Consider the following 25239-nt stretch of genomic DNA (forward strand, 5'->3'; position numbering starts at 1 on the left):
GCCGGTGTAGCCGCCGTCCTGGTTGACCTGGTTGCAGGTCGCCTCGATGAGCACCAGCGGCAGGGCGTGGCGCTGGGCATGGCGCAGCGCGGCCTCCAGCACCAAGGGGTGGGCGCAGCAGATGGAGGGGATACCGGCACCATCGTCACGCGTATGGCGGGCGACCAGCTCGAGCAGGGCGTGCATCGCGGTCCTCGTGTCGTCGGAAAGAAGGCGTCAGTCGATCGGGGTCGGGCGTTCGGGCTCGAGCGCCAGCAGCACCGAGGCGACCAGCGCCATCGCCAGCCCGACCAGCTTCAGCGGACCGGGCACCACACCGGCCAGCACCAGCGACAGCGCCGCGGTGATCAAGGGGCCGCCGGCATTGGTCAACGGCGCGACGACGATCGCCTTGCCGTAGCGGAACGCGTAGACCAGGCACAGCGCGCCGACGGCATTGAGCACCTGGATCGCGGCGACCAGCCACGGCCCCTGCAGCCCGGTGGCGATCGGCTGGCCGAAGTCGGTCATGCGCCAGGCCACCGGCACCAGCGCCAATGCGCCGACGGTCATGTAGAAGAAGATGCTCTCGGCGCGCACGACGGTGTTGGCGCGCTTCATGAAATAGGCCTGCACGCCCCAGGCCAGCATGATCAGCAGCGACAGCACGAACCAGCCCACGCCCTCCCCCTCTGCGCTGCCCAGCGACAGATCCAGCAGTGGCAGCGCCAACAACGCGAGCACCACGCCGACCGCACCCACCCGCGTGGTGCGCTCGCGCAGCAGCGTGAACGACAGCGCGATCGTGATCACCGGCGACAGCGAGATGATCGGGAAGATGAAGTACGCCGGCCCGCCGGCCAGGGCCTTGAACAGCAGCATCTGGCCACCGGCACCGAGCAGGCCGATCAACAGCCCGTAGACGATCGCCCGCGGACTGCGGTCCACACGCCAGCCATTGCGCCACAGTACGAACAGCGCCGGCGGCACCATCGTCAGCGCCCACACGCAATACACCAGCGTTTCGGGAAAGGCCGGGCTGGCGGTCAGGCCCGACAACGTGCCCCACACGCCCCACAGCACCACCGTGGCCATCGCAAAGCCCAGCCAGGCACGGCCACCGGGCAGCGCTGCGGCGACCGCGCTCATGCCGCGCCGTCCGGCGTGGCCTGCAACAGCGCGAAGGTCTCGAAGGGCACCGCGGCCAGCGTGTCGCTGCGCGCGTCGACCGTACCCAGGTCGGTACCGTCGAACAGGTTGCGCACCCGGTAGCGGCCGCGGCCGAGCCCACGCAACTGCAGCGGGCCGTCCCAACGCTCGGCGTAGAACGCGTAGTACAGCGCGCCGTCCTTGCCGATGACATGCGTCTCCGGCCGGTCGAAGCCGATGTCGTACAGCGTGCCCAGATAGTCGCCCTTGGGCAGCATGTGCGCGCGATACAGGTCGATCCACTTGCGCCACAAGGCTTCCTTGTCGGCGCCCAGCACCAGCCCGCCGGGCGGCATATCCAGCTTCGGCTCGGGGATGTCGGCCGGCCAGGTGAACTTGGTCGAGATCACCGCGCCGATGCCGACACTGGATGCGAAATCCGCGCCGCCGTCGGCCAGTTCGACGTGATCGCCAGCGTAACTGCCGCGCTTGCCGATCAGCGCCTTGATCGTCTTGCCCTTGTGGCGCACCTGCCACGACGACAGCGGATCGGACGACGGGTACTGGTCGGTCGCCGGCAGGTTGTGGAACGCGAACGCGGTGCCGCAGGGACACAACTCGACCACCGCATCGGGATTGGCCGCATGCGCGGCGTCGTAGATCGCCTGCCAGAACGTCGCGACCGCTTCGCACGATTCCATCGGGTCGGCGTGGTGGTGCGCCGGGTTGTAGCAGGGCGCGACTGCATTGAGATGCTGGCCGTCGAGCTTGAGGCCCTCGAAACCCCATTCGCCGATGATCTTCGTCACCAGCGCCACGTAGAAGTCCACCGTCGGCTGGTAGCCGGGGCACTGGGTGAACGCGTTCCACCAGGTCACGTTCTGGCTGGCGCCATCGCGGTCGAGCAACAGCATGTCAGTGTGGCGATAGAGCACTTCGCTGCCAGGATCGGCGGCCAACGGCGCCAGCCACAGCCGCGGGCGCAGGCCCTGGGCCTTGATCGCCTGCACGAAGGCGATCATGTCCGCCTCGCCGCGCGGAAACTTGCGCGTGTCGATCTGCCAGTCGCCCTCGTTGGTCTGCCAGCCATCGTCGAGCACCACCCACTCCAGGCCCAGCTCCTTCACCTTCGGCAACGTGCCCAGCACCTGCTCGGTGGTGAAGTCGCGCTCGTAGCCCCAGGCGCACCAGATCGGCGCGAACGCCGAGGCCGGGACGTCCGGCGCCGCGATGCCTTCGTCGGCCATCCAGCGGCTGTAGTGCTGCAGCACGCCGAAGTAGTCGCCGGTATGGACGGCGAGGAAGCAGCGGTCGCTGTCCAGAACCTCGCCCGGCGCCAACGTGCCGGCGCGCGTGCTCTCGATCGCGATGCGTGCCCCGCCGTCGACATCGCGCGACACCGGCAGGTCGAGCAGCCGCGGCTTGGGCTCGACATGGCCCACCGCCAGCCCCACGTCACGGCGCCAGATGTTGGCGACCGGCGTGCCGCCGCCGTAGTCGGAGGAATCCATTGCCAGCGTGTTGCGCTGCGCGAACCCTTCGGTCAGCGGCTGTACCCAGTCGCGGCGGTCGGTATGCGTGGCACCCGAGAAGCTCCAGAAGCCGTCGCCGGCGTCGGCCATCGCGTGCGCCGCGTTGCGCCAGCCCGCGATCTCCAGCGGCGCCTGGCCGCCATTGCGGTAGCGCGTGCGCAGCACTGCCAGCCCCGGATGGCGTTCGTGGAACGTCAGTTCCACCGTCTTCTCGATGCCTTGCGCCGAGCGGCCACGCACCACGTGCCGCCGTCCGGGGCCATGGCGTGCACTGCGGACCCGCTCCACCCGCTCGTCGACGAATGCGAACTGTTCGATCGCGCTGCCATCGGCCAGCAACAAGGCCTCGCTGGCGTCGAAGCCGGTGATCGGTTCGCCACGCGCCAGCACCCGGCTGCGCATGGCCGCATCGAATTCGACCGACAGCAGGCTGTCGTGTGCGAGCGCGCGGGCCTGGGCGGCGATGGCCGGCGAGGCGGCCTGGACCAACGGCAGCGCAGCGGCGTAGGCCGCGGTGCCGGAGACGAGCTTGAGAACGGTGCGACGTCGGACGGGCAGCATGTGCCGGGCTCTCCCCTTTCGTTCGGTTTCGCCGAGTCTGCGTCAAATCCGACGCACATCGCAACACATTTGTTTCGTTGTGTGCTAAAAAAGTTTCGATATCGAACTGGAGACCGGTATGCCCTTCCCGTCCCGGCTTGCGGCGCTCGTCGCCGCCTGCGTGCTCGGCGCCTGCGCCGCGCCCCGCGCCGACACCTCGTCAAAGGCCCGCTATGCGATGGACGATTTCGCCACAGTCCGCAAGTTCGATGCCCATGTGCACGCCAATGCGGACTCGACCGCGTTTCTCGAGCAGGCGCGTACCGACGGCTTCGAACTGCTGTCGATCAATGTCGACTATCCCGCATTCCCGCCGGTGGATACCCAGCACACGATCGCGCTGAAACAGGCCGCAGCCGATCCGGCCCGGTTCCACTGGGCGGCGACCTTCCGTATGACCGGCTTCGACAGCCCGGGCTGGTCGGAGGCGGTCGGCGACGCGCTGGCGGCCGAGGTCGCGCGCGGCGCGCTCGCGGTCAAGATCTGGAAGAACGTCGGGATGGTGGAGACCGACGCGCAGGGCCGGCCGATCATGCTCGACCACCCGGCGCTGGCCCCGATCGCCGAACGCATCCGCGCGCTCGACATTCCACTGATCGGCCATCAGGGCGAGCCGCACAACTGCTGGCTGCCGCTCGAGCAGATGACCACCGACAACGACCGCGAGTACTTCGGCAACCATCCCGAGTACCACATGTACCTGCACCCCGATCAGCCCGGCTACGAGACCCACATGGCGGTCCGCGACCGCTTCCTGGACGCGCATCCGCAATTGCGCTTCGTCGGCGCGCACATGGCCAGCCTGGAATGGGATGTCGACCGGCTCGCCGCCTTCCTCGACCGTTACCCCGATGCCACGGTCGACCTGGCCGCGCGCATGGCCCAGGTGCAGTACCAGGCCGTCCGCGACCACGACAAGGTGCGCGCGTTCTTCATCGCCTACCAGGACCGCCTGCTCTACGGCACCGACCTGACCCAGGCGCCGGACACCGACCCCGAGGCATTCCGGCAGGCCGCGCATGCGACCTGGCGCTCGGACTGGATGTTCCTGGCGACAGCGCAGTCCCAGCGCATCGACACCATCCGTGCCGACGTGCGCGGGCTGGCGTTGCCGCGCGCGGTCGTCGACAAGGTGTACTACAGCAACGCAATGCGCGTGTTCGCCCCGCACCGGCGTTGAACGCCGGAGGCGACGTCAGGCCAGCAGCAGCTCGAAGCCGAGTTGCCGGCTGGCCTCGCGCACGTCGTCGGGCGCGCCCGAATCGGTGATCAGCGAGTCCAGGTCCGCGACCGGCATGATGCGGTGCAGGCAGATACGCCCGAACTTGGAGCTGTCGGTGATCGCCACCACCTTGCGCGCGGCCTCGATCATCTTGCGATTGAGCATCGCCTCGGGCTCGTAGTGAGTGGTGATCCCACGCTCCAGATCGAAACCGTCGACCCCGAGGAACACCACGTCCACGTGCAGCGCATCGATCGCGTCGACCGTCATGCCGCCGTAGAAGGCCATGTTCTTGCGGCGCAGTTCGCCGCCGAGCATGACGATGTCGACGTTGTTCTTGGGCGTCAGCGCCGTCAGCACGCCGAAGTCGTTGGTGACCACGGTGACCTGGATGTTGGGCATCGCCTCGGCCAACTGGATGGCGGTGGTCCCCGAGTCGATCGCGATCGTGTCGCCGACCTTGATCAGCGTCGCGGCCAGCCGGCCGATGCGGCGCTTGGCGTCCAGGCGTTCGCTGCGTTTGACCTCGTAGGCCGGCTCGGCCGTCGGACCACCGACCACGCTGCTGTCGATGGCGCCGCCGTAGGCCCGCGCCATGACACCGCGCTCGGCGAGATAGCGCAGGTCCTTGCGGACCGTCTGCACGCTGACCCCGAACAGCTCGGCGAGCGAGGCGACCTGCACACTGCCGTGCTGACGCACCAGCTCGCTGATCCGCAACCTGCGCTGGCTGGTATCCCGGCTTCCTGTCATGGACGTTTTCACAATGCGGCGAAGTATGCCCGTTTTCGTTAAATTTCGCCATTGAGCGGATAACGAAACATCGGAACGGAGCGGAGATGGCCGCATGCGCGGCAGGCTGCCGATCGGGGCGGCGGGTTCAACGGAAACCCGCGGCCTCGACGCCAGGAGGTGTCGCTCAGGCCAGCACAGGTCCCAACAGGCGGAACTCGCCGGCATCGGCATCCATCGCGACGCGGCCGCCCACCGGCACGATGAACTGCTCGCGCACATGGCCGATCATCGCGCCGCGATAGGCCGGAATGCCCAGCGGCCGGACATGATCCTCGAGGATCTGCGCCAGCGTCAGCGATCCGTAGCCCGGGCCCGGGTCGCAGTCGGTGCACTGGCCGAAGATCAGGCCGGCGATCCGATCGAGCGCGCCCATCAGCTTGAGCGTACTGAGCATCCGGTCGATGCGGTATGGCGCTTCGTCCACGTCCTCCAGGAACAGGATCTTGCCGTCGAAATCGGGCAGGTACGGCGAGCCGGCGAGCGCGCTGAGGACGGTCAGGTTGCCGCCGACCAGCACGCCCTGCGCGCGCCCGCCGGTCATGGTCGTCGTGCGGTTGCGGCGCGGCACCAGTTCGTCGGCATCGTCCACCGCATTGCGATAGACCATCGCCTCGCGCGCGAAGAACAGCCGGCGGAACTGATCGGCGTTGAAGCGGTTCCAACTGCCGCTGCCGTTGGGGCCGTGGAAGGTCACCAGCCCAGTGCGTGCGTGGATCGCGCTGTGCAGCGCGGTGATGTCCGAGTAGCCCAGCAGCACCTTGGGATTGCGCGCGATCGTGTCGTAATCGAGCAGGGGCAGCAGCCGCGCCGCGCCCGAGCCGCCCCGCACGCAGATCACCGCCCGCACCTGGGGATCGGCGAACATCGCGTTGAGGTCCCCTGCCCGCTCGGCATCGCTGCCGGCCAGGTGGCCGCGTCGGCCGGCGAAATGCGCCCCGGTCTTGACCTTGAAGCCCAGCGCGCGCATCACCTCCTGCGCCAGTTCGAGATCGACCGGCTCATCCACCGGCGATGACGGACTGATCAGGCCGACGGTGTCGCCGGGCCGCAGCGCCGGTGCGAGCAGCGCGCCGGGCGACATGGCCCGTGCCTGTTGGGCGAGCGCGCCCAGCGGCAGCGCGGACGCCAGCGCAGTCAGTGCGGCATTGGAGAGGAACTGTCGCCGGTGCATGTCGCTCTGTCGATCGGGAGTTGCCGCAGCCTAGCAATCGCGACGCCCGACACCAATCCCCGCCGATCGCTCAGGGCAGGACCGCCGCACGCGCCAGTTCAGACGTGAACGCCTGCGCGGTCATCGGCCGTCCGAACAGATAGCCTTGCGCCTGCGTGCATTGGTTCGCGGCCAGGAAGTCGAGCTGCGCCTTCGTCTCCACGCCTTCGGCGATGACCTCCAGACCGAAGCTGCGCCCCAGGTAGATCACCGCGCGGACGATGGCCGCGTCCTCCGGATCGCTGATCACGTCGCGCACGAACGAGCGGTCGATCTTCAGCCTGCTCACCGGAAAACGTTTGAGCAGGCTCAGCGATGCGAAGCCGGTGCCATAGTCGTCGAAGGCCAGGCCCAGGCCCATTGCACGCAGCGACTGCAGCAGCTTCAGCGTCGCGGCGTCGTTGCGCATCATGGTGTTCTCGAGCAGTTCCAGTTCCAGCGCCTCGGGCGCCAGGCCGGTCTCGCCCAGCACGCGCTCGACGACGTTGCGCAACTGCGCAGAGCGCAGCTGCGCCTCGAACAGGTTCACGCCGATCCGGAATCCCGGCACCCGTTCGCGCCAGGCACGCGCATGGCCGCAGGCCGTGCGCATGATCCATTCCCCCACCGCGGGCGCGATCGGCTTCTGCGCCAGCACATCGATGAACGAGACCGGCGACAACAGCCCGCGCGTGGGATGCTGCCAGCGCAGCAGCGCCTCGGCGCCGCAGATCCGGCCATCGCGCGTGACGACCTGCGGCTGATAGAGCAGCACGAACTGGTCCTGCTCGAAAGCCCGCCGCAGTTCGCGTTCGAACTCCCGGCGCGCCACCGCGACCTCGCGGAATGCGGGTTCGAACACCACGTAGCGGCCCTTGCCCGCCGCCTTGGCCCGGTACAGCGCCAGGTCCGCTGCGCCGAGCAGATCCTCGGCGCGCGTGCCATGCGCCGGGTACAGCGAGATCCCGACGCTGGCGCCAATCTCGAACGCGTGCCCCGGCAAGTCGTAGGGCCGCGACAAGGCATGCACCAGGCCACCGGCCAGCGCAGCGGCCGCGCGGCGGTCGTCACCGGCCAGCAGCAGCACGAACTCGTCGCCGCCCAGTCGCGCGATCATCCGCGCGTCGGGACATTCGGCCTTCAAGCGCGCGGCCACCAGCTTGAGGACGTGGTCGCCGGCCGAATGACCCAGGGTGTCGTTGACCTCCTTGAACCCGTCCAGGTCCAGCAGCAGCACCGAGACCGGCGTCCCCTGCTCGAGCGTCTCCTGGATACAGGCGCGCCACGCGGCGCGGTTGGGCAGTTCGGTCAGCGCATCGAGCGAGGCCAGGCGGTAGAGCCGGTCCTCGTTGCGCCGGCGCTCGGTGATGTCGCGCACGATCGCGCCGATGCTGCGCGTCCGCCCCTCCTGCCACGAGGACAACGAGATCTCGGCGGGAAACTCGCTGCCGTCGCGGCGCAGGCCCGAGCGCACGATCGTGCGCCCGATGGCCGCGATCTCGCCGCCATCGCGCAAGCGCGCCAGATCCCCGAAGTACGCGCTGCGCCAGCTCTCGGGCACGATCAGGCTGCCGCACCGGCCGGTCGCCTCCTCGGCGGCGTAGCCGAACAGCCGCTCGGCAGCGTGATTCCAGAAGGTGACCACGCCGGTGTCGGTCGTGCAGATGATCGCGTCGGGCGAGGTCGCGGCGATGTTCTCGAACCGCGCCTGGCCGATCGCCCGCACGTGCTCGAGTCGCAACAACTCCATGCGGTCCATGACCAGTTCGGCGATATCCGACAGGTTGTCGCGCTCGGCCTGGCTGAACTCTTGGTGCGGCTGGGTATCGATCAGGCACACGGTGCCCAGCCGCTGGCCGCCCGGCGTCACCAGCGGTTTGCCGGCGTAGAAACGGATGAACGGCGGGCCCAGCACCAATGGATTGTCCGCAAAGCGCGGATCCTCCAGCGCATCGGGCACCAGCATGACGTCGTCCTGCAGGATCGCGTGCGCGCAGAACGACACGTCGCGGTCGGTCTCGCACAGATCCAGGCCGACGCGCGCCTTGAACACCTGGCGGTCGCTGGCCACCAGCGAGATCAGCACGATCGGCACCGAGAACAGCCGCGAGGCCAGTTGCACCAGCCGATCGAACTCCAGCTCCGGCGGCGTGTCGAGCACGTGATACTCGGCCAGTGTGCTGGCCCGCAGCGCTTCGTCGGGCGGGATCGGGAACGGAACGGGGCCCATCGGCGAATACCTTGGCGATTGGCCATCAGATTAGTCTGTTCCCGGCCGGCGCACAGTGATCGTGACGCCGCCGGCCGTCCCCGGAATACCCCGCCTTGCCACCGCCCCGCATCGCGCTGAATTCAGGCGGTGGCGACCCAGCCGCGAAACGAGAACGCCGCATAGAACAGCGCCACGTCGTTGAAGCCGGCTTCGCGCAGCAGCGCCTCCTCCTCGTCCGGCGCCAGCAACGGCAGACGTGCGGCCATTGTGCGACCCGTCGCGATCGCGGTCTCGAGCCCCTTGTCTGCACGATCTGCAAACGCGGCCGACCGCGCCAGCCAGCGCGCAGCGTCTTTCGGCGGCGCATGCTGGGCCACCACCAGTCGCGCGCCAGGGCGCAAGCGACCACGGATCTCGCGCAACGTCCGCAACCGCGTGTCCCGATCGAGGAAATGCAGGGTCAGCAGACAGGTCGCTGCATCGAACGGGCCGGTGGGCGCCTGCTCGACCGTCCCCGCCAACAGCGCCACGCGACCGGCAAATGGCACGACGGCCCGTTGCGCGAGATCGAGCATCGGACGCGACGGGTCCACGCCAGTGAAGTGCCAGCCTGGCTGCGCCTCGGCCATCGCGACCAGCTCCAACCCGCCGCCGGCGCCGACGACCAACACCTGCGCCACCGCCGGTGCGCACTCGGCCAACAGCAGCGTCGTCATGCGATGCAGATCGGCCAAGCCCGGCACTTTGGCCGGCGTCGTCGCGGCGTAGGACGCGACGGCCGTCGGATCATCGAACGGCGACGCGTCGACGCGTGTCGTGCGCGGTCTGCCGGGCAGTGGAACATGCGGTCGGGCGTCATGGGGATCTGATCCGGGAACGGGGTCGCAGCAAGACGCCAATTCGTATCATTAAAAGATACATTTCAGGAGACACAGCGTCAATGCGCCCGATCCCACCCGGGCGCGCCGGATGCCAGTGCAATCAGAGGCCGGTACTCGCGCTCGCCCCAGCGCGCGGCGGTTTTATGCGTACAGCGCGGCGTAGCCGTCGCGATCGACCTGGCTCAGCCCCAGACGGTCGAACTGCGCCCACATGGCGTGCCAGCGCGTCGAATCGCGCACCACCGGGTCGATCAGTCGCGGGCAGGTGTCGGCAATGATCGCGTCCATCAGCGGCGTCGGCGCGGTGCCGCTGTAGGCGTACCACAGCGCGGCCGCCTGGCCGGGATCGTCGCGGCACAGCCGCGCGCCCTGCCCGATCAGCCGGGTCACGGTCGCGACCACCTCGGGGTGCTCGGCAAGAACGCCGTGCGAGGTGAACAGTTCCAGCGCCGAGAAGTTCGCCAGGCCCACCTCATTGGTGGTGATGAAGTCGGTGTCCAGCCCGGCTTGCCGTGCCTCGACACCCTCGAAGTTGGCGAAGCACAGCCAGGCACCATCGAAGCCGGCGCGCAGGTTGGCCAGATGCTCGAACCCGGCACTTTCGATCCGCACCTGTGCAGGGTCGAACGCGGCGCCCCGCGCCGTGCACCAGCGCGCCAGGATCTCCACGGCGATCGCATCGGTGACGCCGCCCGCGACCGGGGAGGCCAAACGCACGCTGCCGCCTTCGAGCAGGCGCCTGCCCGCATCGCGCTGCAGCACGATGCCGCCGTCGGTCTCGAAGAAACAGCCCAGCGCACGCAGGCCGGGCCGGTCGGCATCGATCATGTGCAACGGCTCGTTGCAGGCGAATGCGATCTCGCCGGCGGCCACCGCCGCCAAGCCGTCGTAATGGTCGTCGGGCACCCGCAGTTCGAGATCGAGGCCAGCGTCGCGATACCAGCCCAGCTCGATGCCGGCAATCAACGGCAGATGGTCGGGATTGAGGAACCACTCGAGGGACAGTTGCAGCTTCATGCGGACGACTTGCGCAGCGGGCGGCCGCACAGGGTAAAGGAATGCACCGATGCCGGCAGCGGTCGGCGGCCGTCGCGTGCATTCCGTGCATGCCCTGCGCCGCGGTCGGCACTAGCGGGCCGGCACCCGCTGTCGCTTCGACGCACCCATGCCCCGTCGTTCACGGGTGGCCTCGGGCATCGCGTCGATCTCGCCGGCCCCCGCGGAGCCGGCGATTGCCGAATCGATGATGCGGCGCCGCGATCAGTCGTCGACGGTGCAACCCAGCGACACGCGCATGTGGATGTAGCCGGTGGCCGGATCGACCCACTCCGCCAACACGGTGAGCTCCTGACCGGCCTGGCCCCAGTTGTTGTAGCACTGCTCGTAGGCGGCGCGCTCGGCGTACTCGAGCGCTTCCTGCTGGGTGCGTCCATAGCCTTCGCCGACGACGTCGTAATGATGGCGTGCGGCGAACGCCGCCGTGCTCGACAGGGCCGCCAGCAGCAGCACCCCGGTGATTGTCCGCGTCTTCATCGTGATCTCCATTCGCTGGGGGGAACCCGCATCATGCATGCGCCGCAAGACCAGGCGATTGAATGCGGGTGGCGCCCGTATGACAGCGTCTGCCGTATCGCGACCCGCTCGACACACCATTGCAGACCGAGCGCACAGTTTCCCGCCGGCCGGCGCAGCGCGACCGCACCAATGTCGAAAAAGGAGCGTTGGTTGGCATTCAGTCAGCGCCCACGCGCTTGACCGCAGTCGCTCGACCGCCCTAGGGTCGAAATGCGCCGGGAACACGCGGCACAGGCCTTGCAATCGCGGCGCGTCGTGTCAGCAAGCTCGTTCCGGATCAGGATGCCGGACGGCAATCGCAGTGTTGGACGCCCATCGTTTCGCCGCCATCGGGCCGTCGACATCGACCCCCGCGGTCGTGTCAGGTACTGCGGCGCGCCACGCCCACCCGTGCCGTCGACGGATGGACGCGGCGGCCGACGACCACGCACTGCGATGTGCCCTCGACGTCGGACCCGAGGCGGACCGCTGGGACGGCCGACTTCGAATGCACAAGGAGCAAGCACCCATGCACACCCTGCACGCAGCGGTCCGCCGCACCCTCGCCCTCGCCCTGCTCTCGGCCGCTGCCGCAGGCGGCGGCGCCCTGGCCGCGCAACCCGGCCTGCCGACCCTGGACCCCGGCATGGTCGCCGCACTGGAACGCGACCTGGGCATGACCCAGGACCAGTACCGCGTGAGCGTGGATGCCGAGCGCAAGGTACCGGCGACCGAAGCCGCAGCGCGCCAGCGCTATGGCGACAGTTACGCCGGCACCTGGATCGAACACGACGCCGACGGGCATCCCCGCCTGATCGTCGGCACCGCGGTCCAGGGCGGCCAGCGGCTGCCTGCGGTCGAGGGCGCCGAGGTTCGCCAAGTGCGCTACAGCCTCTACGAACTCGAACAGGCCGTGCACGCGCTCGACCAGTCGGCCACCTCTCGGATCATGCGTCGCCTCGACGGCGTGCAATCCTGGGGCGTCGACCTGCCCAACAACCGCGTCGTCGTCACGCTGTCGCCGGGCGCCGGCCGCACCGACGCGGTGATGGACTTCCTGGCGCGCAGCGATGTCGATACCGGTGCGCTGCACTTCGAAGTCTCCGAGCAGATCCCGTCCACGCTGATCAACATCTACGGCGGCATCCAGTACAACGGCTGCTCGATCGGTTTCCCGGTGACCCGCGGCAGCACCAAGGGCTTCGTGACCGCCGGCCACTGCGGCAGTGCGGGCACGACGGTCCGCATCAATGGCACGACCGTCGGCAGCTTCCAGTCCAGCACGTTCCCCGGCTCCGACGCCGCGTGGGCCACCGTGCGCCAGCAGGACACGCTGTTCGGCCGCGTGTGGCGATACAGCGGCAGCACGACGACCCCCGTCGTGGGCAGCACGGAGGCCGCCGTCGGTTCGGCCGTGTGCCGCTCCGGCTATCGCACCGGCTGGCGTTGCGGCACGATCACCCGCACCAATGTCAGCGTGAACTACGCCCAGGGCACGGTGAACGGGCTGCGCGAGTCCAACGCCTGCGCCGGCCAGGGCGACTCAGGCGGCTCGTGGATCTCCTCGGCCGGCCACGCCCAGGGTGTGACCTCGGGCGGTGCACTCGGCAGCGACGGCACCAACTGCGGCATCGCGCAGAGCCAGCGCCGCAGTTGGTACCAGCGGCTGACGCCGATGCTCACCAGCTATGGCGTCAACCTTGTCACGAACTGAGCACTTCCTTGTCCTGTGACGCGGCACCCCGGATTGCAGGGGTGCCGCGTTGGCGACCCGCTACGTGCCTACAGCCTCGGCGACCCGCGCAGCGAGTTCGGGATGGTCGCGGTAGTAGATCGCATTCGATGCCAACGCCCGCCACCGCTCGTGATCAGACAGTGTCCGGAGCAGGTGGTAACTCAGGCGATGCAATGAATCCCGGGACAGCGGCAGGGTGCCAAGCTCGAGCGCGCTGTCGAGCAATTCGAGCAGGCAACGCAACCGTCCCAAGCTGTCTTCCGATTCACGCTGCGCAGCGCGCTGCAGCATGCCCAATCGCACCGCGTCGAAACCGGCAATCCCCGCATCCGCATCGTCGTCGCCAGCGTGACCAAGCAGCGCGCCTATCACCTCATCGAGCGAACTGCGGTCCAACTCGACGCCGGCCTGGGACCCCAGCGCCGTCAACCGGCGCGCCAGGGCGCGATGCGATACCGGTGCTTCCATGGCGTTTCTCCTGCTCATTGCCTGCGCTCGGCGCGGCCTGCCGGATGGCGCTGCACCGAACCTCGTCATCGCACGAGACTAGCAACGGATGCGGCAATTGTCACTCATAGTGCGTGCCCTCATAGAGCGTGGCCCGATAGCGTCCACCTGCCTAGCCTCCCCCCCATCCAACGAGGGCGATTTCAATGGAGGCAGACCCTAGAACGCTCTTCGGGCAGCGCCTTGCCGAGGTTCGTAAGGCCAAAGGCTTTTCGCAGGAGGGCTTGGCCCTGGAGAGTGGTCTCGCCCGAAGCTACCTGGGCGGCGTGGAGCGCGGCACGCGCAACATCTCGCTGCTCAACATCCACCGGCTTGCCCGTGCGCTGGGCGTCAGCGCCGCAGAACTGATGACGCCGCCCAGCGGGGGGGCGGCGTGAAGACCGGGACCAGCCAAACGCGCAGCCGAGGCGGCGGCGCCTCATCCAGCGAGCAAGGGACCAAGGCGCCTATCGGGTGTCGTGCGCGCGCTCGAAGGTGATGATGCTGCGCGTCTCGCCCTTGTCGGCCCAGTTGGGCATCACCCGCCACGGCGTGAGCACCTGCAGACGGTCGCCCTCGAGCTTGAATTGCCGCCGCTGCTCGGTGCCGACCCAGGCCGGGTTCCATGCGACATCCACCGCAGTGATCCAGGCATCGCCTTCGATCCGGTAGCGGCCGGTGTAGGCAATCACCGTTTCCAGCAGCCGCGCCTTCTCGCGCTCGCTATCGCCAGGCTCGCGGCCCTGCGCGGTGAGCATGAACCACACCCGCCCTTCAGGCGCGAAGATCGTGTACCCCGAGGGCGTCTCGCCCATCGGCGGGAAGGTCTCTCCGGTGGCCTTGACCTCCACCTCGTAGGACACCAGTCGCCACGTGCCTTCGACGGCCGATGCCGGATTCGCAGGACTGGCGTGAGGCATCGGGGCGTCTCCTGTGACGGGCAGCGACTGGGCGGGCTGCGACTGGGCATGAGCCGCCAGCGGCGCGGCGATCGCGAACAACAACGGCGCAAGGGATACGAAACGCATGGCCGGATTCTCCGTGACGACGTGATCGACGCCACGATTGTGGCATTTCCCCCGTCGCTGCCAGGTCGCGACCACGCCGCCCCTCGCGCGCATGGCACCACCGCAGGCGATGCGCCGTCCGCGGTTCTCGCGCCTGCTCCAGCGATGGAGGACGCATCATACTGACGCCCGCCGTCCGTCCCACCGAGTGTCCGCATGCCCGCTTCTTCCGGCGCCGCCCGCACCGCTGCGCGTGGCGCCCCCACCCTGCACCCGCGTAACCGCCATCAGGGCCGCTACGACTTTTCCCGGCTGGTCGCTGCCAGCCCGGACCTGGCCGACCACCTGCTGACCACCCCGCGCGGCGAGACCAGCATCGCCTTCGACGACCCCGCCGCGGTGCGCGCGCTCAACCGGGCGATCCTGCGCAGCGACTACGGCATCGCGCATTGGGACCTGCCCGACGGCGCGCTGTGTCCACCGATCCCCGGCCGCGCCGACTACCTGCATGGCTTGGCCGACCTGCTCGCCGCCTCCGGCAACGGCGCGATCCCGCGCGGCGCCTCGGTGCGCGTGCTCGATGTCGGTGTCGGCGCCAGTTGCATCTACCCGCTGCTCGGCCACGCCGAGTACGGCTGGCGCTTCGTCGGCAGCGACGTCGACGCCACTTCGTTACAGGTCGCGACCGCGATCGTCCACGCCAACCGTCTCGACAAGGCCATCGCGCTGCGCCACCAGCCGGCGCGCAACCGCATCTTCCAGACCGTCGTGCGTGCAGACGAGCGTTTCGACCTCACGCTGTGCAACCCGCCCTTCCATGCCTCCGCCGCCGAAGCCGCCGGGGCGCATCAGCGCAAGCGCCGCCAACTCGGCAAGGCGCCGCCCGCTGGGCGCGCATCGCCGCCGGTCCCCAACTTCGGCGGCCACGACCACGAACTGTGGTGCCCGGGTGGCGAAGCCGAGTTCCTGCGCAAGATGGTCCGCGAAAGCGCCGGCATCGGCCGGCAGGTGCTGTGGTTCACCAGCCTCGTCGCCCGCGCCGAGCATCTTTCGGGCCTGCGCCGGCAACTGCGCCAGGCCGAGGCCGCCGAGGTGTGCGAAGTCGCGATGGCCCAAGGCAGCAAACAGAGCCGCTTCGTGGCCTGGACCTTCCACGATGCCCCTGCCCGTGCGCAGTGGCGAGCAGGCCAGCCCTGACGCCCTCGGCGGGGCCGCGCCGCGCCGACCTGCGGCCTCGCTGAACTTGCGGATAGCCCCAATGCGCGACAGCCACCAGCGCGGGTATAGTCCGGCGACACGGCAGGCACAGGGCCCGCCGATCGAACGCAGGAGTGTCCATGGGTCTTGTGCAGGCAGTGAAAGGCGCGGTCGGCGGCGTGCTCGCGGACCAGTGGAAGGACTTCCTCACGGTGCCGGAGGGGCTGCCCCCGACCGCCGCCCTGTTCGCGGCCGTGCCCCAGGGCACCAACGCCGGGCGTGGGGCCAACACCCGTGGCTCGAGCAATATCATCACCAACGGCTCGAAGATCGTCGTGCCCGAAGGCTACGGCCTGCTGCTGTTCCAAGACGGTGCGATCACCGGCTTCGTGGCCGAACCCGGCGGCTACGAGTGGCGTTCCGATGACGTCAACTCGCAATCGATCTTCGCCGGCGACGGCATCGTCAGCCCGCTGATCCGCCAGAGCTGGGAGCGCTTCAAGTTCGGCGGCCAGCCCGGCGCCCAGCAGGCCGCGTTCTTCGTCTCGCTCAAGGAGCTGCCGGACAACCGCTTCGGCACCCAGTCGGAGATCTACTGGGATGACGGCTTCCTCGGCACCCAGGTCGGCGCGATCACCCGCGGCTCGTACACGCTCAAGATCGTCGACCCGATCCTGTTCGTGAAGAACTTCGTGCCCGCCAGCTACCTGCAGCCGGGCCAAGTGTTCGACTTCACCGACATCGACAACGCCGCGGCCAGCCAGTTGTTCAACGAGGTCGTCGGCTCGCTCGCCCCGGCCTTCAGCCTGTACACCAACGATCCGGCCAAGGGCAATCGCATCACCAAGCTGCAGCAGGATTCGCTGGGCTTCGCCCAGAGCCTGTCGGCCGCCGTGGAACAGGGCTACCAGTGGAAGTCCGACCGCGGGCTTGCGATCGTCAAGACGGCCATTGTCTCGATCGAGTACGACGCCAACACCCGCGAACTGCTCAAGACCGTGCAGCGCGCCGACGCGCTGGCCGGCGCTCGCGGCAATTCCAACCTGCAGGCCAGCGTCGCGCAGGGCATGCAGTCGGCCGGCGAGAACGGCGGCGCCGCGGGCCTGGTCGGCCTGGGCATGGCCTCCGGGATGGCCGGCGGGCTCGGCAGCCTGCAGCAGCCCGTCACGCCGCCCGCAGCCGCGGCCCCCGCTGCCGACGACCCCGTCGCCAAGCTCACGAAGGCCAAGGAGATGCTCGACCTCGGCCTGATCACGCAGGCCGACTACGACGCGCTCAAGGCCAAGGCACTGGGTCTGTAAGGCCACCGGCAACCGCGCCCATGTCCGACTCCAAGCAGCCCCCGCCGTTGCCGACCCGGCCCGTCGACGGCCCGGGCTCCCCGCGCGATGTCCCGCCGCTGCCCGGGACGCATCCGATCGACCCGGCCACGTTACCGGGCGCAATCCGCGAAGAGCTCGAAGCGCCCGACCCACTGGCCATCGACACCGCGTCGGCCGAACTGCGCGACGGCCTCAACCGTTGCCCCAAGTGCGGCTCGACCGACATTCGCCACAAGCCCGGCACCGACCTGCTCATCTGCCAGTACTGCCGCAACGAATGGCATGGCGAGCGCGTGGAGGAGGCGTTTGGCCTCGGCGAAGGCATCGACACACTGCGCGGGACGGTCATCGCCTCGGGCGCGCGTGACATCGACGCCGATGCCGCCAGCCTGATGACGTTCAAGTGCGCCGGTTGCGGCGCCGAGGTCACGGTCAACACCGAGAGCACCATGACCGCGCGCTGCCACTGGTGCCGCCACGTCTTCGGCATCAACGAGCAGGTGCCCAACGGCGCCGTGCCAGACGCCGTGCTGCCGTTCCACATCAAGAAGGATGACGCGGTCGCGCGTATCCGCCAGTTCGTCGACAAGCGTCGGCTGCTGGCGCTCGGGCGGTTCAAGAAGGAGTTCACTCCCGAGAACGTCGTTGGCGTCTACCTGCCCTATATGATCGTGGACGGTAACGCGAGCGCCTCGGTCGCAGGCCACGGGGAAATCAAGACCCGCGAGTACACCCACGGCACCGGCGACAAGAAGACCACGTACTACGATGCCGACGTCTACAGCGTGGAGCGCCACATCGACTTCACCGTCGACGACCTGCCCCTGGAGTCGTCCGCCGAGCGGGGCAATCTCGATACCACGGCCAACACCAACAACATCATCAATACCATCCTGCCGTTCGACACCAAGAACGCGGTGAAATGGAATGCGTCCTACTTGAACGGATTTACCTCCGAGAAGCGCAATCGCGATGTCGAACACCTTCGCCCACGGCTGGAGGACCAGCTGCTGTCGATCGCCCGCGCCCAAGTCGTGAAGTCGGTGCGCCGCTACAACCGCGGCGTGCGCTGGGAACAGGAACAGCTCGAGGTCCACGGGACGCGCTGGGTGTCGATGTACCTGCCGGTGTGGTTGTACTCCTACCACCAGCCCGGCAGGAACGGCGGCCTGCTGCACTACATCGCCGTCAACGGCCGCACCGGCGAAACCATGGGCAGCGTGCCGGTGCAGCAGTGGAAGCTGCTGCTGGCCGCGCTGGTCACCGGCACGATCATCGAATCGGCCGTCATCGCATTTCTGGTGAGCACCGTATGAGCGACGAAAACGGACTCTGGCTGCTGGCCGCCGGCCCCCTGGGCGCGACCGCCCTGTACTGGGGCCTGTACCGGTTCTATCGCAACACCGACAAGTCACACGCCTTCGAGCGCGAGACCACCGTGGAGGCCAAGCCCGTCACCGGCACCAACACCAAGGTCGGCACGGTGAAAGGCACCCAGGCCACCCGCATCCGCGGCGACAACGTGCACGACTACCGGGCGCGGGTACGGCGGGTGGCGAGTGTGGACGCTGGGACCGTGCAAGACGATCGACGCGACGCACCCGACTGATCCGCGACAGAAGAGACGACGGCGCGTCCGCAGGTTCGACCGGCCGGATCGCGACCGGACGGACCGTCGCTCCCCGCGGACTCGCTGCGTGGACGCGCTCCAGCCCGTGATGACGCCACTGCCCTGCAGTCAGGGGATCGATCGATCGCGCGGGTCGGCAATGATCCTGGCTGGACTTCCGTACAGCACCAGGACCTCGCTTCACGGAGGCGAGGCGGGCTCGCCCCCTGGACCACCGTCATACTGGCGCTTTCGTCTCCACTGTCAAACCCATGCAACGCCTTCGCCGAAGGCTGCCGCTGCTATCGAATTCTAGGCTCGGCCAATGCGTTGCCGCATTGCGATTAAACGCGGAGCCAGGTCGTTTTGGTCACAAAAGCTCGGCAGGCCGCGGCAGCACCAAAAAGAACGGACCTTTGCAGTCACGTCGATCCTCGGCGGAGACCAATCTCTCTACCGCTTCATCTCCGGGTAGCATCGCACCGCCGATCTGGACGCGACGACCTAGCGGCAAGACCAGAGATCCTTTCGCGTCCACAACGCTCAAAGTGCCGTCAAGGCGCGCCATTGTGTGGTCGTACGGATAGACGAGGATGACGTCGCCGACTTCAGAATTATTGAAACCCAAGCACCCGTCGACCACCTTAGCGGCGCCTTGAAAAGGCGCCAGCGCGTGAACCATTGGCTCCTGCGAGGCGTCTGTACGGACGAGCCGAACGTCATCGGGGCTGATCGCGGGTTCAACAGTGCAACCAGTACCGCTGGCGAGCAGCCACAGCGCGATCGCCCGAACGCACCATTCATAGGAGTTGCGTTTCGTCACGCGACTAGCCCGCCAAAGCATTGCGACAACGTCTCGAATCCTCAAGGCGACAACAACCAACTGATTACGCGATGGGAGTCAACGCTGGCTAACTTTATAAAGAATCTCAATCGCGAAGCGCAAGGCGCTCAGGCGATAGCGCGCCACTTCGATAAGCGAGCAGGACCATCTCCTCAAAGAAGTCGATCTTCGCGGCGGTGCTTAGCCCGATCCAATCACGCAGTTGGGCCCGCTCGACGTCTTCGAACGTAAAACCGGCTGGATGGGTGTCGCGTTCTCTCTTGTGCATGTCACTCATCTGACTTGTTGACCAGCAGGCAGCAGGTTGTGGCGGTGTCGGGTCCATCATAAGGACAAACGTCACCATATTCGCGGCTCCTGGGTGGCGTGACAGGCTTGGCCCGCTGTAACCCGCGGCCTGAGAGATACTCGAAGGTAGGACGCTTTGCTGGGGGCAACTGCGTAACTCCCGCCCACAGGGTCCGGGGTAGCAGCCGGTGACCGCTCATCGTTCAACCTGACGTGCACGCCGCATTATTCATCCCCAAATACCGCTACCCGCCTCCCGCATGAAAATCTCCAGCGTCACTGGCCCCACACCCTTGAACGCGAGCAGGCGGCGCTCGAAGTCTTCGCGGCCGTCGGCGACCTCGGCGATCCCCAGGATGCGGCCGTCGTAGTCGTCGATCAGCGTCCGGCACAGCAGACAGAGGCGGGTCGCGGTGGACTCGTCGTAACGTCGGTAGCCGCCTTCGCCGAGCATTCGCACCAGTTGCGCATGGCTGCAGGCGCCAAGCTTGCGGGGCGTGTCGCGGCCATGCACCTCCACGATCACCCGCCACGTCTCGGCCGCGATGGTCTGCGAGATGCGGTTGCCGAACAGGAAACTGGCCAGGAACCACTTGAACAGGGTCGACTCGTCATGGGGCTTGATCTCGAAGCCGAGATCGCGCGGCAGCAACTGGCGACGCATGCGTCCTCTTCTCCGTACGCGCACTGGCCAGGCCCAGGCGCTTGCTCATAGTTCGCCATGCCCGCTGTGAACCCGACGCGGTGAGCGGCGCTTGGCGCTATGCTGCCCCGCTCCTTCGTCGTACTTTTGCCCATGTCCTATCGAACGCATCGCCATGTCGTCCTGCTCGCTGTCCTGCTGCTCGCCGCGTGCGGCGGTCCAGCGCCCTATACCGGGGGCGATGTTGCCGAGCTGCAGCGCATCGACATGACCGAGGGCGCGGGCGCACCCGCAGCAGCCGGCGACGAAGTGGCGGTGCACTACACCGGCTGGCTCTACGACGAGCACGCGCCCGACAAGCGAGGCGTCAAGTTCGACAGTTCGCGCGACCGCGGCCAGCCCTTCGTGTTCGAACTGGGCGCCGGCCGCGTGATCCGCGGATGGGACGAGGGCGTGACCGGCATGCGGCCCGGCGGCACGCGGGAACTGCACATTCCCGCTTGGCTCGGCTACGGCAGCAGCGGTGCCGGCAAGGTGATCCCGCCGGGCGCATCGCTGGTGTTCGAGGTGGAGCTGTTGGAGGTCCGGACGCACCGGTAATGCAGGTGCGTGTCACGGTTGCTGAGAAGGCATGACAGCAGTTCAGCCCGCTCCGGCCCCTTGAGGCGGTCGGTCCAGCCGCGCCATGATCTCGGTCGCCTGAAACACGCGCCCCCACTGCCGCTCGTTGACCAGACTGACGATGCCTTCAGCAAGCAGGTTGTTAAGCGCCGCATTCGCCGCAGGCTGCGAAACGCCGAGACCTTCGACGGCTTGCTGTACAGACAGCACGGGATGCCCCAACAGAAAGCGAGGTAACCGGCGCGTTGCCGAATGCACGCGATAGCGTCCGAGCTGCTGTTCCCAGCGCTCGGCAATAGCGACCAGATCCTGTCCGATGGCGATCGACTCGTCGCACGCCTCCACCACGCTTGCGGTCAGCAGTTCGATCCACGGCCGCCAGTTGCCCTGCAGCTGCACGGCGGCCAGAGCCGCGTAGTAGGCCGTCTTGGCACGCAGCAACGCGCCGGACAAGTACAGCGGCGGATACCGATCGGCCGCCAGCAGCAACGGCATCAGCAACCGACCGGTGCGGCCATTGCCATCATGGTAGGGGTGGATGGTCTCGAACTGGGCATGGGCGATCGCCAACTGCGCCACCAATGACAAGGCGCCCTGCTCATCATCTCGCGGCGCGTACTGCAAAATGCTGGCGGCCATTTCCTCCATGCAGTCCTGGATACGTGCGGGCGGCGCCGGCACGAAAGTCGCGTCTTCGATCCGACGACTGGAGCCGATCCAGACCTGCTCTGTCCGATAAGCGCCCACTGGAAACACGCCTGCCTCGTCCTGCATCAGCTCCGCATGCAGTTCGTGGATGAGACGAATATCCAGCGCACGGCGTCCCTCCTGGCGAATGCGCGTCAGGCCATGCTGCAGCGCGCTCACGTAACGCTCGGTCACTTTGACGTCTGCGGGCATGCCCGTCGCGCCCTGGGTCGCTTCATAGGTCAGCAACTGCGAGAGATTCGCCTTCGTTCCCTCGATCTGCGAACTCACCACCGCTTCTCGCCGGGCCAGCGTACGGGTCACCATGTCGGCATTCGGGAGGTGCGCCATCACACCCTGCAATCGCCCCAACGCGGCGTGCGCCTGAGCGAACTCCGCGTGATAGGAGGCGCCGTCCGGCAGCCGGCGAGGCGTCGGGGGGGCCACCATTGCATGGACGTGCGGATGTCCGGCCACTGGCACCAAGTACGGATGCCGCTCAACGGCGATCTGACTTCGGCGCATGACCATTCCTCCCGGACGCGAAACCTTATGATGCTCCAATGCTACTATAAGGAAAAGCAAAAAACCTTATAGAACTAGCCGAGATTTATAAGGGTTCCGACGCGCTCGCCGCTGAAATTGCCGCGATTGAGGCCGTGTGACAGCGAGCGTGGACACCTCCCACTTACCCAGCACCGCGCATGAGTGTCCAGATGGGCGATATCACTCAGGACCGCGCCTTCTCCAGCCGCGCCTTCAGATCCGCAAAGGGGTTGGAGGTGGCCGCGGCCGGCACATCCTCGGCGTTGCGCGCACTCACGCCGGTGTGGTCAAGTTGACGGGCGTGCTCGTTATCGTGGCAGTAGATGCACAGCAACTCCCAATTGCTGCCATCGGCCGGATTGTCGTCGTGATTGTGGTTGCGATGGTGCACCGTCAACTCGCGCAGGTTGGCGCGGGTGAACTCACGCGCGCAGCGACCACAGATCCACGGATACAGCTTCAACGCCCGCTCGCGGTACCCGTTGTTGCGCTGCTCGGCGCTGCGGCGGGCCTCAGCCACAATGCGGTCGAGCCTGGTCTGGTCGGGTGTCGACATGGGCGGAGTGTAGCGCCACGTGACGGCGCCAGGCGCACGCCCAGGGCGCCGCGACTTCGAATCAATCGGCGCCCTTTGCCGCGCGGCTTGCCGCGAAGTCCGGAAAGGTCTCGGCAATCGAATCCTTGTCCGGCAGAATGTAGAACACGCCCCCCTTCTCGAACGTCGAGCGGACGACCTGCTCATAGAAGTCCGACGCGACGTTGATGCAACCGTGGGTCACCCGATTGTCGTCCGGTGAAGGCGATGCCAGGCGTTCGGCGCGTCGCTCGGCCGGCGTGCCGCTCGCGGTCGGGTGAAGCGAGACCGCCGAGTCGTAGTCCACCCAAAGCACACGCCCGGCGTCGATCGATGGCCCGTAGCCACCCACGAAGCGACCGGCGGGCGTGGTGCGGTCGCGCCCTGGAATCTCGCGCAACGCAAGGCCGGCGATGCCGGGCGCCGCGTGGTCGCCCACCGCAGACCCGAACAGCCCGGGGGCTGCGCCACGCAGCTTGCCGTCGCCGCCGAACACCAGGATCTGCGCGGTGGCCTTGTCCATCACCGCGAACGGATAGCCGTGGTTGTCATTGGCCGCGATGACCCAGCCCGCCAGCTCGATCATCGTGTCGGACACCTCTTGCCCCGGCGGGAGCTGGTCGACCGAGGCGACAGGCGGCGTCACGGCGTCTTCGGCCATCGCCACGCTCACGCTCGCAGAAGCCAACGCAAGCAACAGCGCACCGTGGAAGACCCGCCTCGCAGCGTGTGTGGACTGGGCCATGGAACAACTCCTCGACAAGACGGATGAAACACCGGGACCCGTGGCCAGCAGGCCCGCAGGTCCCGGTTCGATCAGATCAACCGCGCGGCGTGCGGCGCGGCGCCGTTTCGAGCTGCTGGACGCGACGCTCCATCTGATCCAGGCGCTGGTTGGCCTGCGTCGCGGACTGGTTGGCGGATTCCGCACTCTGGGCCGCACCCTGCACGCGCGAGTCGAGGGAGTCCAGGCGCGAGTCGATGCGAGCGAAGTCTTCCTTGTAGGTGGCGCAGCCACCAAGGGCCACAGAGGCAACAAGCGCCACGCCGATCATTTGCGCCGTTCTACGACGCTGAGGGGTGAGCAACATTCGGGTTCTCCTGCTTCGGGGGAGTCCGGAATATAGCGGCGTTCTTGCAGTCGCCTCCATGCGCCTTCAGGCGAGATTGGACTACGTAAATGGCAGGTGAAAGATCGGTCATTTTCCTATCTAGGGCCACCCCTAGATGGCAGAAAGACGTTTGTATGCTGCGCCCGTCAGGCGGTCGCGGGCGAGCAAAGCCCACGCCGACATCCGCGCCGTCAATGTGCCGGTGCCAGTGTACGCACAGCGGCGCACTGCCCCTTTCCGCTGGACCATGCGGCGGGACAGCAAGCGATCATTCCAAATCTGTGCGAGTGACCTCGAACACCGATGCGACCCGCAGCACGCAACGCGGCTGCGGGCCGCGCTCGCTCAATGCAGATCGCTGCGATGGTTGCGCTGCGGCTTGGCGGCCCCGCCCGCATGCACGTTGTACAGCGGCGGCACCTCCCGAACCCGAAGTCCGGACGCCGGCTCGTCGTCGAGAGGTTGCGAGCTCACCTGCCGCATGATGGTGTGCGCGGCATCGGCGTCATTGAAGATGGTGGTGCCGGTCACAATCAACGTGCCCGGCGCGAGCTCCCCGCCTTCGCTGGCCATCAACAGGTCGCCTTGCGCCGTCAACTGATCGAGCAGCCGGTTCATTTCGTCGAGCTGATCGAGCGTCACGCCGAACGCGTAGTCGTGGTCGACGGACGCCCCCGGCTCATCCGGACTGAGGGGGAACACCGCATCCGGCCCGCCGGCCTCATCGCCGTCCTCGGCGTCCTCCGCCGCAGCCGCCGTCGCGCCTGGCCTGTGCCGGGCATTCGGCTCGAACACCTCGTCCATCACCAATTGCACCTGCTCGGCCAGCATCTCGAAGTAACTCGACAGCGCCGGGGTATCGATCGGGGGCCCGTTTTCCCGCTCGCCTATGCGGGGCTCCGACAGACGCGCTAGCAATTCAAGGTGCTGGTACAGCTTGCGCAGCCGCAGCTCGCCGTCCTCGGACAGCAGATAGGCAAACGACCCATGATCTTCCGTCTCGAACTTCGCCATCACAGCCTCCTCATTCCATGAAGTGCCCGTCCGCCAGACGGAGGACGGGAAGTCGGGAGGTTCGAAACCGCGTACAGACGGCGGGCGTATTTCCCCGAAGGGTGTTGTATTAGCCGCCCTCCCGACGCAGGCATCGCGTCGGTCCATGCCCGCAAACGCACGGGCACAAAAAACCCACCGGAATGACGGAGGTGGGGACCGCTGTACGAGGAGTTTCGACGCTCCCTGGGAACTGAGTCTGCGACCGGCAAACCGCGGTGTCAAGAAGGTTGCCGGCTGCGTGCGCCCAGAATCTGTAGGTGCTGACAGACGTGTCAGAAGGCCTCTAGCTGTGATCTTTCAGTAGGTTGTTCATCCGGGGCGTCTCTGGAAGATGGGGGTTACGAAGCCAACCCAGCCCCAGGAGCCCCGGATGAACCTGCATAAACATGCCCGATTGAC

General features: G+C 67.5%; 27 protein-coding genes. 8 read left to right on the top strand and 19 right to left on the bottom strand.

Annotated elements, in window-relative coordinates; genetic code table 11:
* From ABE505_RS16400 to ABE505_RS16410, 3 genes are all read right to left on the bottom strand, one after another.
* The coding region (locus tag ABE505_RS16400) for a class II D-tagatose-bisphosphate aldolase, non-catalytic subunit (RefSeq protein ID WP_346445589.1) at window positions 1-186 on the bottom strand (186 nt) is incomplete at its 3' end.
* A 30-nt stretch (window positions 187-216) separates the two neighbouring features.
* Window positions 217-1128 carry a DMT family transporter gene (locus ABE505_RS16405; RefSeq protein WP_346445590.1) on the bottom strand — a complete coding sequence of 304 codons (912 nt, stop codon included), beginning with the start codon at window positions 1126-1128 and terminating at the stop codon, window positions 217-219.
* Window positions 1125-3221: a glycoside hydrolase family 36 protein gene (locus ABE505_RS16410; protein ID WP_346445591.1), complete on the bottom strand. Its 2097-nt coding sequence runs from the start codon at window positions 3219-3221 to the stop codon at window positions 1125-1127. Before ABE505_RS16410 ends, ABE505_RS16405 begins: the two co-directional genes overlap by 4 nt.
* 118 nt (window positions 3222-3339) lie before the next feature.
* On the opposite strand from ABE505_RS16410, the gene ABE505_RS16415 reads away from it, so the two are divergent.
* Window positions 3340-4440: an amidohydrolase family protein gene (locus tag ABE505_RS16415; RefSeq protein ID WP_346445592.1), complete on the top strand. Its 1101-nt coding sequence runs from the start codon at window positions 3340-3342 to the stop codon at window positions 4438-4440.
* Window positions 4441-4455: 15 nt separating this feature from the next.
* Here ABE505_RS16415 and ABE505_RS16420 read toward each other — a convergent pair whose 3' ends face one another.
* The 6 genes from ABE505_RS16420 to ABE505_RS16445 form a co-directional block, all read right to left on the bottom strand.
* The gene (locus ABE505_RS16420) at window positions 4456-5235 is read right to left on the bottom strand and encodes a DeoR/GlpR family DNA-binding transcription regulator (protein WP_346445593.1); all 780 of its coding nucleotides are present in this window, start codon (window positions 5233-5235) and stop codon (window positions 4456-4458) included.
* A 166-nt stretch (window positions 5236-5401) separates the two neighbouring features.
* Window positions 5402-6448 carry an LD-carboxypeptidase gene (locus ABE505_RS16425; protein ID WP_346445594.1) on the bottom strand — a complete coding sequence of 349 codons (1047 nt, stop codon included), beginning with the start codon at window positions 6446-6448 and terminating at the stop codon, window positions 5402-5404.
* A gap of 70 nt (window positions 6449-6518) precedes the next feature.
* Window positions 6519-8696 carry an EAL domain-containing protein gene (locus ABE505_RS16430; protein ID WP_346445595.1) on the bottom strand — a complete coding sequence of 726 codons (2178 nt, stop codon included), beginning with the start codon at window positions 8694-8696 and terminating at the stop codon, window positions 6519-6521.
* A 122-nt stretch (window positions 8697-8818) separates the two neighbouring features.
* A complete protein-coding gene (locus tag ABE505_RS16435) occupies window positions 8819-9394 on the bottom strand; it encodes a class I SAM-dependent methyltransferase (RefSeq protein WP_346445596.1) in 576 nt (191 codons plus the stop codon).
* Between the two features lie 306 nt (window positions 9395-9700).
* Window positions 9701-10576, bottom strand: coding sequence for an ABC transporter substrate-binding protein (locus ABE505_RS16440; protein ID WP_346445597.1), 876 nt, complete (start codon window positions 10574-10576; stop codon window positions 9701-9703).
* A 243-nt stretch (window positions 10577-10819) separates the two neighbouring features.
* Window positions 10820-11092: a hypothetical protein gene (locus tag ABE505_RS16445; RefSeq protein ID WP_183425521.1), complete on the bottom strand. Its 273-nt coding sequence runs from the start codon at window positions 11090-11092 to the stop codon at window positions 10820-10822.
* A 550-nt stretch (window positions 11093-11642) separates the two neighbouring features.
* On the opposite strand from ABE505_RS16445, the gene ABE505_RS16450 reads away from it, so the two are divergent.
* Window positions 11643-12827, top strand: coding sequence for a S1 family peptidase (locus ABE505_RS16450; RefSeq protein ID WP_346445598.1), 1185 nt, complete (start codon window positions 11643-11645; stop codon window positions 12825-12827).
* Window positions 12828-12887: 60 nt separating this feature from the next.
* Here the strand turns inward: ABE505_RS16450 and ABE505_RS16455 are convergent, their stop codons facing one another.
* Complete coding sequence (locus ABE505_RS16455) at window positions 12888-13316, bottom strand: hypothetical protein (protein ID WP_346445599.1); 429 nt, start codon at window positions 13314-13316, stop codon at window positions 12888-12890.
* Between the two features lie 185 nt (window positions 13317-13501).
* Between ABE505_RS16455 and ABE505_RS16460 the strand changes: the two genes are divergently transcribed.
* Window positions 13502-13732, top strand: coding sequence for a helix-turn-helix transcriptional regulator (locus tag ABE505_RS16460; RefSeq protein WP_346445601.1), 231 nt, complete (start codon window positions 13502-13504; stop codon window positions 13730-13732).
* 69 nt (window positions 13733-13801) lie between these two features.
* Here the strand turns inward: ABE505_RS16460 and ABE505_RS16465 are convergent, their stop codons facing one another.
* The gene (locus tag ABE505_RS16465) at window positions 13802-14362 is read right to left on the bottom strand and encodes a lipocalin-like domain-containing protein (RefSeq protein ID WP_346445602.1); all 561 of its coding nucleotides are present in this window, start codon (window positions 14360-14362) and stop codon (window positions 13802-13804) included.
* 195 nt (window positions 14363-14557) lie between these two features.
* Here ABE505_RS16465 and rlmF point away from each other — a divergent pair, with 195 nt between their 5' ends.
* The 4 genes from rlmF (at window position 14558) to ABE505_RS16485 (ending at window position 18469) form a co-directional block, all read left to right on the top strand.
* Window positions 14558-15538 (top strand): 23S rRNA (adenine(1618)-N(6))-methyltransferase RlmF, encoded by a 981-nt coding sequence (gene rlmF / locus ABE505_RS16470; protein ID WP_346445604.1) that lies wholly within the window; start codon window positions 14558-14560, stop codon window positions 15536-15538.
* A gap of 140 nt (window positions 15539-15678) precedes the next feature.
* Window positions 15679-16839, top strand: a complete 1161-nt coding sequence (locus ABE505_RS16475; RefSeq protein ID WP_346445605.1) for an SPFH domain-containing protein — start codon at window positions 15679-15681, stop codon at window positions 16837-16839.
* A gap of 20 nt (window positions 16840-16859) precedes the next feature.
* Window positions 16860-18176: a TFIIB-type zinc ribbon-containing protein gene (locus ABE505_RS16480; RefSeq protein ID WP_346445607.1), complete on the top strand. Its 1317-nt coding sequence runs from the start codon at window positions 16860-16862 to the stop codon at window positions 18174-18176.
* The gene (locus ABE505_RS16485; protein ID WP_346445608.1) at window positions 18173-18469 is read left to right on the top strand and encodes a hypothetical protein; all 297 of its coding nucleotides are present in this window, start codon (window positions 18173-18175) and stop codon (window positions 18467-18469) included. The genes ABE505_RS16480 and ABE505_RS16485 overlap by 4 nt, the downstream gene beginning before the upstream one ends.
* 370 nt (window positions 18470-18839) lie before the next feature.
* Here ABE505_RS16485 and ABE505_RS16490 read toward each other — a convergent pair whose 3' ends face one another.
* The 3 genes from ABE505_RS16490 to ABE505_RS16500 form a co-directional block, all read right to left on the bottom strand.
* On the bottom strand, window positions 18840-19292 hold the full coding sequence (locus ABE505_RS16490; protein WP_346445610.1) for a hypothetical protein: 453 nt from the start codon (window positions 19290-19292) through the stop codon (window positions 18840-18842).
* Window positions 19293-19398: 106 nt separating this feature from the next.
* Window positions 19399-19659 (bottom strand): hypothetical protein, encoded by a 261-nt coding sequence (locus tag ABE505_RS16495; RefSeq protein ID WP_346445612.1) that lies wholly within the window; start codon window positions 19657-19659, stop codon window positions 19399-19401.
* 171 nt (window positions 19660-19830) lie between these two features.
* Window positions 19831-20265 carry a DNA methylase gene (locus ABE505_RS16500; RefSeq protein WP_346445613.1) on the bottom strand — a complete coding sequence of 145 codons (435 nt, stop codon included), beginning with the start codon at window positions 20263-20265 and terminating at the stop codon, window positions 19831-19833.
* A gap of 132 nt (window positions 20266-20397) precedes the next feature.
* Here ABE505_RS16500 and ABE505_RS16505 point away from each other — a divergent pair, with 132 nt between their 5' ends.
* A complete protein-coding gene (locus tag ABE505_RS16505; RefSeq protein WP_346445615.1) occupies window positions 20398-20844 on the top strand; it encodes an FKBP-type peptidyl-prolyl cis-trans isomerase in 447 nt (148 codons plus the stop codon).
* A gap of 42 nt (window positions 20845-20886) precedes the next feature.
* On the opposite strand, the gene ABE505_RS16510 is transcribed toward ABE505_RS16505, so the two are convergent.
* The 5 genes from ABE505_RS16510 to ABE505_RS16530 all read right to left on the bottom strand — a co-directional run bounded on the left by ABE505_RS16510 (window position 20887) and on the right by ABE505_RS16530 (window position 24798).
* On the bottom strand, window positions 20887-22077 hold the full coding sequence (locus tag ABE505_RS16510) for a Fic/DOC family N-terminal domain-containing protein (RefSeq protein WP_346445617.1): 1191 nt from the start codon (window positions 22075-22077) through the stop codon (window positions 20887-20889).
* Window positions 22078-22282: 205 nt separating this feature from the next.
* Window positions 22283-22654, bottom strand: coding sequence for a YajD family HNH nuclease (locus ABE505_RS16515; RefSeq protein ID WP_346445618.1), 372 nt, complete (start codon window positions 22652-22654; stop codon window positions 22283-22285).
* Between the two features lie 61 nt (window positions 22655-22715).
* The gene (locus ABE505_RS16520) at window positions 22716-23333 is read right to left on the bottom strand and encodes a hypothetical protein (protein ID WP_346445622.1); all 618 of its coding nucleotides are present in this window, start codon (window positions 23331-23333) and stop codon (window positions 22716-22718) included.
* A gap of 160 nt (window positions 23334-23493) precedes the next feature.
* Window positions 23494-23763, bottom strand: a complete 270-nt coding sequence (locus tag ABE505_RS16525) for a hypothetical protein (protein WP_337245393.1) — start codon at window positions 23761-23763, stop codon at window positions 23494-23496.
* 366 nt (window positions 23764-24129) lie between these two features.
* Window positions 24130-24798 carry a hypothetical protein gene (locus ABE505_RS16530; protein WP_346445620.1) on the bottom strand — a complete coding sequence of 223 codons (669 nt, stop codon included), beginning with the start codon at window positions 24796-24798 and terminating at the stop codon, window positions 24130-24132.
* Window positions 24799-25239 lie beyond the last annotated feature (441 nt).

The organism is Luteimonas sp. TWI382, assembly GCF_039674545.1.
Taxonomy (GTDB): domain Bacteria; phylum Pseudomonadota; class Gammaproteobacteria; order Xanthomonadales; family Xanthomonadaceae; genus Luteimonas.